The sequence below is a fragment of the Paenibacillus contaminans genome (assembly GCF_003285015.1).
GTDB lineage: Bacteria > Bacillota > Bacilli > Paenibacillales > NBRC-103111 > Paenibacillus_V > Paenibacillus_V contaminans.
In genome coordinates this window covers 1-12,727 of the sequence record NZ_QMFB01000034.1, presented here as the reverse complement: position 1 = coordinate 12,727, position 12,727 = coordinate 1, and the positions used below count along the sequence as shown (strand labels likewise).

Below are 12,727 nucleotides of genomic sequence, written 5' to 3'. Positions count from 1 at the left end.
GATAAAAAACACCGTTCGATGCCGACCAAGCATCAAACGGTGTTTTTTTGTGAAGACGTTCTATATAGGTATTTCGGCATGGGAAATGCGGGTCTTTCGTTCTATTTCACCGGGTTAAGTATTTGTTAAGAGGAGTATGGTAGGGTGTTCATGGTTGTTTTTGTCGAATAATGAAGTTCTTAGCGACAAAACCGTGAAGCGAAGCGGAATGTGTCGAGCGCAGCTTAGAAAAACCCGGGATACATGCATTCCGTCAAGCAATCAAACATGCCAGTCACAATGAAAAGGAGGAAGTGAGATGAAGGACAAATCCCGTATTGCCGTAGCGGGAATGAGTATGCTCGTGTTGTTTAACCAATCCGCACAAATGGTAGCGGCTGCCGCCAATTCTCCGTTTACCGATACCAGCAGCGTTCCGTGGGCGCAGAAGTACATAGCCAAGATGGCGCTGCTCGATATTATCGAAGGAAGCGGCAACGGACTTTTCAACCCGGAGAGCAACGTGACGCATCAGGAAGCCGTCGTTATGGCCGTTCGTTTGTTGGGGCTTGAAAGCGACGCAACCGCAGGAGGGAATTCACTGCCGGCCGACGATTGGGCGAAGCCGTACATGCAAGTGGCGGTAGAGCATGGTCTGGTCGACGTTAAGGAACTCGGCGAGAACACGAATGAGCTGTGGGGCCGCCAAGCCGCCAAACGCGAGTGGATCGCCAAGCTTGTCGTTCGTGCGATCGATCGGGAGGGTGATGCCGCTGCGCTTTCTAGCCAAGTCTCGGCTTTTGCCGACGGTAGGATCATAACTCCGGCGTTTCTGGGCTACGTGAACGCAGCCGCGAGGCTGACGATCGTTCAGGGCTTCTCCGATAATACGTTCAAGCCGCAAGAGCTCGTAACCCGCTCGCAGATGGCGGCTTTGCTGAGCAACACGCTGCCCTATGTGATAAAAGCGGACAGCGTGAAGGAAGAACGCGTCGCTTACGGTTTGCTGACGGCAGCCGACGACAAGAGCATAACCGTTGCAGCCGGCGGCAGCAGCAAAACGTTTGCGTGGAATGCCGATACCGTATTTTACGGGAAATTTTCGTCCGAAACGATGGAAGCCTCCGAGCTTAAGGCCGGCCAGCCCGTATCGGTCGTTTATAAGGGACAGCAAGCTTACATGGTCGAGGTAACCGACGTTATCTCACTTAAGCCGACAATAGCCAAGCAAGGCGAAAAAGGTGCGACAGGTCCGCAAGGACCTACAGGCGCTACGGGAGCGACGGGCGCTACGGGAGCGACTGGTCCGACGGGAACTGGATTGAAAGGCGACCAAGGCCCGGGAGGAGCGCCGGGCATAACTGGGGCGACCGGAGGAACGGGTGCAGACGGAGTTACCGGGGAGACAGGAGCAACTGGGACGACAGGTAACACAGGATCGACAGGCGGCACGGGAGCAACTGGCGTCACGGGTGAAACGGGAGCGACTGGTGCGACAGGCGGCACGGGAGCAACCGGAGTCACGGGTGAAACAGGAGCGACTGGTGCGACAGGCGGCACGGGTGCAACCGGAGTCACGGGTGCGACAGGCGAAACGGGAGCAACCGGAACGACGGGTGCAACCGGGGTGACAGGAGCAACCGGAGAAAAGGGAGAGACCGGAGCGCCGGGTGTGACTGGAGCCATAGGTGACACAGGTGAAATGGGAGCCACCGGCCCGACAGGTAAAACGGGAGCCACCGGCCCGACAGGCGAAACGGGAGCAACCGGTGTGACTGGTGCGACCGGAGCAAGTGGCGAAACGGGAGCAACCGGTTCGACCGGAGCAAGCGGTGAAACGGGAGCAACCGGAGCGACAGGAGCAAGCGGTGAAACGGGAGCAACCGGAGCGACAGGAGCAAGCGGTGAAACAGGAGCAACAGGTGCAACCGGAGCAAGTGGTGAAACAGGTGCAACCGGAGCGACAGGATCACAGGGAGTAACGGGAGCAACCGGTGACACGGGAGCAATAGGTGTGACTGGAGCGACAGGAGCAAGCGGTGAAACGGGAGCAACCGGTGTGACAGGGGCGACCGGAGTAACAGGAGCAGACGGAGCAACTGGTGCAACCGGAGCAACCGGTGTGACCGGGGCGACCGGAGTAACGGGAGCAGACGGAGCAACTGGAGCAACCGGAGCAACCGGTGTGACCGGGGCGACTGGAGTAACGGGAGCAGACGGAGCAACTGGTGTGACAGGAGCAACGGGTGTAACGGGCGCAACAGGTCCGACAGGTGACACAGGTGCGACAGGTGACACAGGTGCAACAGGTGTGACAGGAGCAACCGGTGTGACCGGGGCGACAGGCGCTCCAGGTGTAAATGATTACGCATTTAGCAATTTACTAGCCGGCAATATCAATTCTGATCCCATGCCTTCGATACCGATTGGAGACAATATAATTCCAATGGACTCCTCGAGTGTCGTCCAGGGAGGGAACGGCTTCAGCGTTACTCCAGGCAACTATTATATCCAGTATGAAGTAAACACTAGCGGAGGGGATGCCGGTTTTGGAATCTATGTAGGCGGTACCTATTACGCTGTAATTAACCCTGTCTCTAAAACTAGTTATACCTATACGGGAATTGTAAGGATAATGTCATCCGGCTGGGTTAACCTGCAGATCTTTGACAATCCAATGCAGGTTAACGTAACTTCAGGCAAGCTGACGATCATTCGACTGGGTAACTAAAGAAAACGCCGCGGAATCTTTTATCCATGAAATCCCCCTCAGACCGCTTTGCCAATCTGAGGGGTCTCCCATTCCATTCGGCAGCAGGAGGACTACAATGAATACTAGCATTATTGTCCTGGCTCAGCACGCAAGCCTATTCAAGCATTGCCTGGCCAGCATTCGGTTATTTACGGCAGAGCCGTTCGAACTAATCGTCGTGAACGACGGCGGTTCGAAAGACATCGCGACCATCCTGGGGCAGACGAACGCCCCGGTCCGCACGCTGGAGACGCCGCAGAGAGTAGGAGTGGCTGCAGGCTACAATATGGGGGCGGCCGCGGCTTCCGGCGAGCGTCTTGTCTTTATGCGTGACCACAGCATCGTTTCCGAGCAATGGCTCGAATGCTTGTCGGAGTGCATGGATCGGCATCCGGACGCGGCGATGGTGGGGCCTTTAAGCCATAATGTAAGCGGCTGGCAGAACGCTCCTTTTCCAGGCGAAACGATGGAGAAATTCGACCGTTCCGCAAGAAGGCTGCTGCTGGCCAAACAGGGCGATGCGCGGCAGGTGACACGTTTGCTGAGCATGCTGCTGATGGTTAACAAAGAGGCGTTCGATAAGCTGGGCGGGTTCGACGAACGCTTTTTATTGGAGTCGTATGAAGACGACGATTTGTGTTACCGCGCTCTGCAGGCCGGCTATAACCTGTACATCGCTCAGGACTGCTTCGTCCGTTACATGCAGCCGCCCGCATTATTTCCGGAGGATCCCGACTGGTATTGGAAGCAGCTGTCCGCCAATAAACAAGCCGCTTTTGATAAATGGGGCTTCGATTTGCCGAAGGCGCTTTTCAATTGGAAAAGGCAGGTTTCCATCAGCCTATGCATGATCGTCAAGAACGAGGAACAGACGTTGGAGCGCTGCTTGTCGAGCGTTCGCGATGTCGTTGACGAGATCGTCATTGTGGATACGGGCTCGACGGACAGAACCAAAGAAATCGCTGCCAAGTTTGCCGATCGGATAGCCGATTTCGAATGGGTCAACGATTTTGCGAAGGCGCGCAATTTTGCTTTCCGTTTGGCGACGAAGGAGTTTATTTTGTGGCTGGACGCGGACGACGTTCTGCTGCCGGAAGATGCGGAGAAGCTCCGGACGCTGGCAGCCTCGCTGCCTTGGGATACAGAGTCGGTGTCGATGCACTACCATCTGCGCAAGGATGAATACGGCAATGTGGCATCGAGCCTGCGAAGAAACCGTCTTGTCCGCAGAAGCCGCAATTTCCGCTGGGTCGGCGCCGTACACGAGTATTTGGAGGTATACGGGAAAATTCTCTACGCCGACATTGCCGTGACGCATGATAGAAAGCATACCGATTCATCGCGCAATTTAAATATTTATGAGGGCCGCCTGGAAGCGGGCGAGGATTTCTCTCCACGCGACCTGTATTATTTTGCAAACGAGCTTGCCGATCATAAGCAGTGGGAACGTGCTCATGCCAAGTACGAGGAATTTCTCCGGCTCGGCGAAGGCTGGGTGGAGGATAACATTTCCGCTTGCGGACGCGCTTCGGATTGCCTTCAGCAGCTGGGACGCATCCGCGAAGCCAAGCAAATGGCGCTGCAAGCTTTCTCTTACGCCAACCCGCGAGCGGAAGGCTGCTGCAGGCTCGGTTTTCTGCACATGTCGGAGCAGGATTACGCGGGAGCCGTCATTTGGTATAAGCTGGCTACCGAATTAAGCAAGCCGGCGAATACGGGCGCCATCCTGCAGCATGCGTGCTGGACCTGGCTGCCGCATTTACAGCTATGCGTTTGCTACGATCGGCTGGGCGAGCGTGAGCTTGCCAATCGGCACAATGAGCTTGCGGCAGGCTTCATTCCGAACGACGAACGGGTGCTTGCCAACCGGAAGTATTTTGCCGATATGTCGGCTGCGGCTGCCGGATAACACTTTTTCCGACAAATCGTCAACACAAAAAAACCGTCCGATAGGCCGCTTGGTCTGTCGGACGGTTTTTTGTGTTGATGGATGAAAGACGTCGTCATCAGGAATGACATCCAAAAGTGTTTAACCGCGTTATTCAAGGAGTTTCAGCGGCGGGAACCGAATGACAATCCGAAGAACTGGTCACCCCAAGCCGGCCAACCCGCGAGCGGTGGAATCCGGAACGCGCGCAGATAACGTAGCTCCAGTCACAGACAAACCGATCGGCAGCTGTTAATCTTGCCGGCCCGCTTTTTTGAAGTCCCGAAACGTTTGGAAAATCGCTTCGGAGAGCAGATGCGGCTGATACGGCTTAATCAGATAGCCTTGGGCGCCAAGCTCGGCTCCCTTCTCTTTTTCCTCGAAAGCGCTGGAGATGAATATCGGGATGCGGCTGTAGCGCTCGTCCCGTTTCAATTCGCTTACGATCGTCCAACCGTCGATGCTGTTCTTGAGAATAATGTCGACGACCACGATGTCCGGACGGATTTGCTCCATCTGCTGCAGGGCCTCCTCGCCGTTCGCATAGGAGAATACGTGGAAACCCTGTTCCTCCAGCTCGACCTTGAGCAGCTCGGAGAGGTGATAGTCGTCTTCGATGATCAGCACGCGAATATCCCCGGCCCGGCTATCGTCGGATAGCGAATGGGAAGGCTCCTGCATACGGGGAAGCGGAAAACGCAAAGAGAAGGTGCTTCCTCTGCCGTATTCGGATGCAACCGCGATTTCCCCTTGATGCGCCAGCATGATTTCTTTCACGATCGCAAGCCCGAGACCCGTGCCGCCGATTTCTCTGCGGTCCGAATTGTCGATGCGGTAAAACTTGCTGAAAAGCTTGGATAAGGCGTCCTCCGGAATGCCGAGTCCCTCGTCCGATAGCTCGATCACCAGACTGTCTCCGGATTGCTTGTAAACGATTTGGACTAGACCGCCGTTCGGCGAATATTTTACCGCGTTGCCTACCATATTCGTAAATACCTGCCTGATTTTGTCCGGATCGCCCCATACGACGGATTTGTCGGTCTGCCGCACGATTTCGAAGCGATGAAGCGATGCGTTCACGTTCTGGAGCTCGATCACGTTCTCCACGATCGGCAGCAAATCGACCTCTTGAAAAACGTAGTTTTGCTTGCCCGACTCCATTCGCTGCAAATCCAGAAAATCGTTGATCAATCCGGTCAAACGCTGCGCTTCCTGATGGATCGTCGACAAATATTTACGCTGTCTCTCGGGCTTCAGCTCTTTATACAGCAGGAGCTCGGTAAAGCCGAGCACGCTGGCGAGCGGCGTCCGCAGTTCATGGCTTACCGTGCTTACGAACTCCGATTTCATTTGGTCGACTTCGTACTCGCTCGTAATGTCGCGATGGACGAACAACGTGCCGAAGCGTTCCGTTCCCCAGTAAAGCGGCTCGTGATAGACGCGAATAATTCGCGGTGAGGCTCCGCTAATCTCATATATCATGCTTTTGGCGTTCGAGGCGTTCTTCCCGCCGCGTTCGTGAATTCGGTCTTTGATGAAGTGCTGCAGCGCGACGCTGTCCTTGACGCGTTCGGACAGATGGCTCTCAAACGCATCGAAGGAGACGCCGGTCAAGCCGGCATCGTCCGACAATCCCCAAAGGTCGGCCATCATGCGGTTGAATTGCACCGAACCGCCCTCGATATCGATTAGATGGACGCCTTCTTGAATCGTATTGAGGATGTTCTGGGTGAGCAGCCTCTGTTTTTCGGACGCCTCGAACATATCCAGCTTTTCGAAGGACAGCGATATTTGCCGCGCCATGCCGGCCATTTCCGTTTCTTCCTGCTTCGTGATCGGTCTGCCGACACGCGTTAAAATGAGGCAGGCGATCGCGGTATCCTGCCCGTTCAAAATCGGTACGAATAGATCATAAGAGCGATATGATTCCTCGTGATAGCCTTGTTCGGCGGAGTTGCAGCTACGTTCAAGCACGTAGGGAAGACGTGTTTCGATGACCCGGGCGAGCAAGCTGTCCTCGAGACTCGCGACGCCCTGCTTCGCCATCCGTTCGGAAATGCCGAAGGCTGCATAATCGCGTTCATTGTTTAGCAGCACGATCAGCCCTTTGTCCGTTTCCGATACCTCGACGGTCGTTTTGATAATGCTTGTAAGCAGCTCCTGCTTGTCCAAAGTATTGGAAAGGGAGAGGATCAGCCGGTTTCTGCGTTCGAGGTAGCGCTCGTTTTGTTCCATTTTGACGATCGCTTGCTGAAGCTCGTCCTGCTGCATCTGCAGCTCCGCCTGCTGGGCTTGCAGCTCCTCGTTTTGCGCCAGCAGCTCCTCTTCTTTGCTGTTGATTTGCACAACCATATACTGAAACGAGCGGGACAAGCGGCCGATTTCATCGTCTCGGGCAAGCGGCTCGATGTCGATAAATTCGCCTTGGGCGACCTTGTCCGCAGCCTCCGTCAACCGGCTTAACGGGGCTCCCGCGTCTTTGGCCATCCGCTGTATAACGACGAGCGAGACCAGCAGGACGCCTCCGATAAACGCGAAAAAGATGATTGCTTGCGATGAAAGGCTGTTCATCAGTTCCTTATTTTGCGCCTTATTTGCCGCATTGCTTCTATGCTTGTAATCTTCGGCGTATTCCAGCATCCTCTCGACCTCGGTAATAACGCCGTTCGACTGATAGGTGCGAAGCGCGGCATAATCGTTCTTCTCCGCGAGCGCGGCGGCCTTCGGGAACGATTCGCTGAAATAGGTCTTAAAAAAGTTGCCGACCGAATCGGCCAAATCTTTCTCCTCGGGGCTCAGCGAAAGCCGATTGAAGTCTGCGATCGATTGCTCGAGAAGCAGCTTTTCATTGAAAAGCTCGTCGTACTCTTTGGCGTTCAGGAATATGTAGTAGGCGCGCGCCCGGAAAATGATTTGATTGGCATGCTGCGCGATCGCATCAACCAGCTCCTGCTTGTGGTCTGCGATCTCGATGTCCGTCTGGTAGCGGCTGACCGTCCCGTAAAACGACCAGGTCACGAGTCCGCTGCCAATGAATACAAGCGCAAGAAAAACGAGCATCATCGCCGTAATCCGGCGGTATAAGCTCTGTCTTATGCGTTTGAACACGCTAGGCATTCAGCAGCTCCTCCACTCTGCGTACGAGCTCCATGGGGCTGAACGGCTTCGGCATGAAATCGTCCGCGCCGGCGGCCATGACGCGATCCTGCTCGGATTGCTGCGTTTTGGCGGAAAGCATGAGTATTTTGGCGTGCTTGCGGTCAGGCAGGCTTCGTACCTTCGGGATGACCTCCAGACCGGTCATCTTCGGCATCATATAGTCGAGGATGATGAGCCGGTAATCGTTCTTTTCGATCATCGCAAGCGCCTCTTGTCCGTCGCAGGCGACGTCGATTTCGTAGCCTTCGTCCTCCAGCGTGTCGGTGATCAGCATGCGCAGAACGGCTTCATCCTCTGCAAGTAAAATAGCAGCCATATGAGATTCCTCCTTCTTGTTTATCCTTGAACCGATCTCCGGACGAGCCGCTCGATGCGCACTTCAAGCTCGCGGAAGCTGAACGGCTTGGTCACGTAATCGTCTGCTCCGAGCTGCAGCGCTTTGACGATGTTTTGCTCGCCTTTGCGCCCTGTCAGCATAATGATCATATAACGCTCGCCGAGCGGAGCCGCGCGAAGCTGCTGCAGCACATCGATCCCGTCGATTCCCGGCATGATCCCGTCCAAAATGACAAGGACCGGATCGGAGCCGCTATGCCAGTTGTCATCGAGGAACGTTTCGCCGTCGCGGAACGTGCGCAAATCGACGTCGAGCTCGGGCTCGAAGCGGGAAATCAAGTACTCGGCGACCATCTCGCGGATGACGGCATCGTCGTCGACGATGGCGGCCTTCAGTTTCTTCTTGGCGTTTACGAGCGCAGCTTCGCTGGCCAGCTCGATTCGGGAGCGGCCGTTGTTTTTGGCTTGGTAAAGCGCTTGGTCGGCCTTCTTGATCCAAACCTCAAGCGGTTCGCGGCCCTCGAACACTTGGACGACGCCGCCGGAGAACGTGACGGAGAAAGGTCCGAGGTGGCTGTCGAAGCGCAGCCGGGAAAACTGTCCAAGCATGCGCTCCAGCAGAAGCTTCGCTTCCTCGGCTCCGGTGCCCGGCAGCAGCAGGACGAACTCCTCGCCGCCGTAACGGACAAGAACGTCCGAAACGCGTTTGTGCGAGCGGATAAATCCGGCGAAGCCGGCAAGAACCGCATCGCCTACTAGATGTCCGTATGTATCGTTCACATGTTTAAAAAAGTCCAGATCGAGCACGGCGATCGAGAAGGCTTCTCGGCTGCGTCCCAGCTCCGACGATAATCGCGCATACGCGTCCGACATATATTTCCGGTTGTAAGCCCCGGTCAGCTCGTCGATGAAAAGCACGTTGTCGAGCCATTTTTTGCGTTCGAGCTGTCTGCCGATCCGGATGACAAGCTCCTCCAGATCGAGCGGCTTGTTCATGAAATCGTCGGCGCCCATCCGGTATACCGCCAAGCGGGTTTCCCGAGCGGTATCGTCGCTAATAACCGTCGTCGGTATAAGCTGCTTCCTTACTTTTTCCAGCAGCGTTTCGATGACTTGGAATCCGTCCGTTTCCGGAAGATGCAGATCCGTAATGAAACAATCCGGATATTGCTCGTGCATGTAAGTGACCGCTTTCTTGGGATCGACCGTTGCCAGCACGATCCAGCCTTGCTCCTCCAGCTCGTCTTTGAGCGTCATGAGCAGCGCCGGGTCATTGTCCAAAACGACGACCAGCGGCCGATCCGCCGATTCTTCGGCTGCCGTATATATAGGCGCGGCAGCGTCCGCGGCGTCTTCGCTCGAAAGCGGCGCGCTGATGGAAACCGCCATTTCGTAGAAAAGTCCCCGCAGGTCGGACTTGTCCCATTCTTGCCGGAGATCCGTCTCCAGCGTGTCCAGGAGCGAAGCCGCGATCTCATGAAGTACGTTCAGTCCGACTGTAGCCGATGTCCCTTTGATCGAATGGACAAGCCGGTATACTTGCTCGCGAGGGACAGGCGTTGCGCCGTCCAGCCATTCATCCAGCTGATCGCGGACAGATTTAAGCAAATGCTCTTGGTATTTCTGCATCGAATGATCACCTCTATAACTTTAAAAAAACATAAAATGTCGGATAATATCGAGTTTCGCGGTACTGCAATTCAGGGGTCTCCGAAAGCGATTCGTGCTGAGCTTTGGAGAGTATCGCGTCATTTTTTAGGGGGCTTTTAGTAGTATCTCATTCGCCGTGGAAGCTGTCCATATCCATTTGCGGAAATCCGACATGCGGTGTCGAAACGTGTATGAATACCAAAAAAAAGAAGGCCTCCCTGCCGTCAGGCGAAGGAAGCCTTCTTCTGTTAACCGCCGTAAGCGTAGGTCGGCGCGCCTTTCACATCCGTCTTGACGCGGAAGAGTCCGCCTGCCAGCGGCTGTGCGGCAAGCCCTTCCTCGCTGATGCCGGTCCGTGCCGAAGTGATATACAGCACGTCAAGCCCCTCGCCGGCAAAAGCGCAGGACGAGGATTGCTCGGCCGGCACGTCTACTTTAGTAAGCTGCTCGCCTGTCGCGGGATTGTACCGCGAGACGCGCCAGCCGCCCCAGACGGCCACCCAGAGCATGCCATCTTCGTCGGACGTCATGCCGTCGGGAACGCCGTCATCCTCCGAGAGCTGCACGGCTACGCGCGGATTGCTCAAGCTGCCTGTCGCCAGTTCGAAATCGTAAGCGACGACTTGCCTTGTCGGAGAGTCGATGTAGTACATGACGGTGTTGTCCGGATTCCAAGCGATTCCGTTCGAGCACGTTACATTCCCGAATACCTTGCGGATGCTTCCGTCGGTATCGAGACAATACAGCGAGCCGAGCCCGGGCGTGCCGTCCATACTCATCGTTCCCGCCCAGAAACGTCCGGCGGCGTCGCATTTGCCGTCGTTGAAGCGGGTATTCGAAATGCCTTCTTCCGGATCGCCGATCAGGGTCAGCTGTTTCGTTTCGAAATCGTATGTATGGAAGCCGTTTTGCAGCGCCAGAACGACGCCTCCCGATTTACGCGGTACGACGGCGCCGATCATTTGACCGATATCGAACGCCTCGTCGCTATCCGTCTGCGGGTCGTATACGTGGAGCTGCTTTCCTACGATATCCACCCAATACAATCGCTTGCCGTCGGACTCCCAGCTCGGCCCTTCGCCAAGCATAACCTTTGCATCCAAAACCACTTGCACCGGTTCCATCCTTACCTTCCCCTTCCTTTTTCTGCTATACATGGACTCTGCCTGTATTATACAAGAAAAAGGCGGACGGGTATATCCGAATTGCGGCTGTTTTGAGAAAGAATCGGCACTACTTTAATGGAGCCGGATCGGACTTCAAAGGAGCGGGATCAAGCTTCCGGTGCTTGAGCAGCTCGGAAACGGTGACGAATTTATAACCTCGCTTGGATAGTTCCGGCATAATTTTTTCGAGCGCGGCAACCGTCTGGGTCCGGCCCTCGACGAAATCGTGAAAAAGAACGATGTCGCCGTTTCGCGCGTTGTTCAATACTTTATTGACGATTTTGCCGACGCCGGGCCTGTTCCAGTCAACCGTATCTTGATGCCACGACCAGAGTACGACTAGATAACCGAGCTTTTTGGTCACGTGAACCATCGTTTGATTGTAGTAGCCGCCGGGAGGCCGGAACAGATGCGGCGAAGTGCCCGTCGCTTTTTTGATGGATTTGTGGGTGGAATCGATTTCCTGCTGCAGCCGTTCGACCGATACCTTCCCTTGGAAGTAAGGGTGCGTAAACGTGTGATTCGCCAGCTCATGCCCCTCCGCCAGCTCGCGCCGAACGATGTCGGGATAAAGATCGACGCGTTTGCCTACTACGAAAAAGGTCGCTTTAGCGTCATATTGCTTTAAAATATCGAGTATTTTCGGTGTCTGCTTGGGATCCGGCCCGTCATCGAAGGTCAGGGCAATCAGCTTATCCGCCGTGGGGACCTCCCAGACGATATCGCCCCGCGATTCGTAATATTCGCGTCCGTTAGCCGGAGCTTGCGAGAACAGAATGGCGGCCAGACAGCTTATGGCAGCGGTCCATTGAAACAAAGGCAACTGAAACACCCCCAGATATGCATGGATACCGGCTGACGGACAGCCGGCGCTTAGATCAGTTTTCCTTCGGAATACCGAGCAGCTCGGGTACGGTGACGAGATTCAGGCCGTAGGAGCGAAGCTTCTGGATGATTCCGGGCAAAGCCTTGACGGTTCCGGATAAATCTTGGCCGACCCCGCCTCCTGAATGCTGCAAGACGATGGCCCCGGGACCCGCGTGAGTCAAAATATTAGCCGAAACATGGTCCGCATCAAGCTGTTTCCAGTCATTCGAATCCACGTTCCAATTCACGACCATCATATGCCGGGCAGCGGCCCATTCCAGCTGCTCCTGCTTGATCTCTCCGTAGGGAGGGCGGATCAGGCGGGGGCTGTAACCGATCAAAGGTTTTAATATGTTTTGCGTTTGCTCGATCTGCTGCGTAAAGCTCTCCAGCGAAAGCTTGGCGAAATTCGGGTGGTTATACGAATGATTGCCTATCGCATGACCTTCGCGAACCATACGTTTGACAAGCTCCGGATGCAGCGTGGCGCGATGGCCGACAAGGAAAAACGTCGCTTTAACCTTATGCGCCTTCAAGACGTCGAGCACCTGCGGCGTATATTTGGCGTCGGGCGCATCGTCGAACGTGAGCGCGACTTGCCGCTTATTTGTCGGACCATACCGTTTGAACGTGTCCGGATACATCTGCGCGAGCTCGCTAAGCGACAAGCTGCGCGAGGCCGGCTTCGGCGCAGGCTCGGGCGGGGGAGCCGCGCGCTTGACCGAGGCCGCCGGTCCCTTGCCGCGGCCCGCCGGCTGCGGCTCCGCCTTGCGCTGCGCCGTAGGCGCCGGCGGCATGACGGCAGCCGCGCTTGGCGCCGCCGGCACCGGCGTGGCTGCCGGCGCGGGCGTGGGCGCCTGCGGCAAAGGCGCCGGCTGCGGTTCGCCGCCC

General features: G+C 55.8%; 8 protein-coding genes. 2 read left to right on the top strand and 6 right to left on the bottom strand.

Annotation, left to right across the window (positions count from 1 at the left end; genetic code table 11):
* The first annotated feature begins 298 nt into the window (after positions 1-298).
* The gene (locus DQG23_RS43535) at positions 299-2,710 is read left to right on the top strand and encodes an S-layer homology domain-containing protein (RefSeq protein ID WP_113035685.1); all 2,412 of its coding nucleotides are present in this window, start codon (positions 299-301) and stop codon (positions 2,708-2,710) included.
* Positions 2,711-2,807: 97 nt separating this feature from the next.
* Entirely contained in the window at positions 2,808-4,640 is a 1,833-nt protein-coding gene (locus tag DQG23_RS43620; protein WP_113035684.1) for a glycosyltransferase family 2 protein, read from the top strand.
* Positions 4,641-4,910: 270 nt separating this feature from the next.
* Here the strand turns inward: DQG23_RS43620 and DQG23_RS34950 are convergent, their stop codons facing one another.
* From DQG23_RS34950 to DQG23_RS34925, 6 genes are all read right to left on the bottom strand, one after another.
* The gene (locus DQG23_RS34950; RefSeq protein WP_113035683.1) at positions 4,911-7,775 is read right to left on the bottom strand and encodes an ATP-binding protein; all 2,865 of its coding nucleotides are present in this window, start codon (positions 7,773-7,775) and stop codon (positions 4,911-4,913) included.
* Entirely contained in the window at positions 7,768-8,133 is a 366-nt protein-coding gene (locus DQG23_RS34945) for a response regulator transcription factor (protein ID WP_113035682.1), read from the bottom strand. Before DQG23_RS34945 ends, DQG23_RS34950 begins: the two co-directional genes overlap by 8 nt.
* A gap of 20 nt (positions 8,134-8,153) precedes the next feature.
* Positions 8,154-9,782 carry a diguanylate cyclase gene (locus DQG23_RS34940; protein WP_113035681.1) on the bottom strand — a complete coding sequence of 543 codons (1,629 nt, stop codon included), beginning with the start codon at positions 9,780-9,782 and terminating at the stop codon, positions 8,154-8,156.
* A 269-nt stretch (positions 9,783-10,051) separates the two neighbouring features.
* Positions 10,052-10,927, bottom strand: a complete 876-nt coding sequence (locus DQG23_RS34935) for an SMP-30/gluconolactonase/LRE family protein (RefSeq protein ID WP_113035680.1) — start codon at positions 10,925-10,927, stop codon at positions 10,052-10,054.
* A 109-nt stretch (positions 10,928-11,036) separates the two neighbouring features.
* Positions 11,037-11,786, bottom strand: coding sequence for a polysaccharide deacetylase family protein (locus DQG23_RS34930; protein WP_420330269.1), 750 nt, complete (start codon positions 11,784-11,786; stop codon positions 11,037-11,039).
* Positions 11,787-11,847: 61 nt separating this feature from the next.
* Positions 11,848-12,727: polysaccharide deacetylase family protein (locus tag DQG23_RS34925; protein ID WP_420330268.1), on the bottom strand; the 880-nt coding region annotated here is incomplete at its 5' end.

Coding starts and splice junctions, on each gene's coding strand:
- DQG23_RS34950 (WP_113035683.1), bottom strand. CDS start 7,775: ATGCCTAGCGTGTTCAAACGCATAAGACAGAGCTTATACCGCCGGATT.
- DQG23_RS34940 (WP_113035681.1), bottom strand. CDS start 9,782: ATGCAGAAATACCAAGAGCATTTGCTTAAATCTGTCCGCGATCAGCTG.
- DQG23_RS43620 (WP_113035684.1), top strand. CDS start 2,808: ATGAATACTAGCATTATTGTCCTGGCTCAGCACGCAAGCCTATTCAAG.
- DQG23_RS34945 (WP_113035682.1), bottom strand. CDS start 8,133: ATGGCTGCTATTTTACTTGCAGAGGATGAAGCCGTTCTGCGCATGCTG.
- DQG23_RS34935 (WP_113035680.1), bottom strand. CDS start 10,927: ATGGAACCGGTGCAAGTGGTTTTGGATGCAAAGGTTATGCTTGGCGAA.
- DQG23_RS43535 (WP_113035685.1), top strand. CDS start 299: ATGAAGGACAAATCCCGTATTGCCGTAGCGGGAATGAGTATGCTCGTG.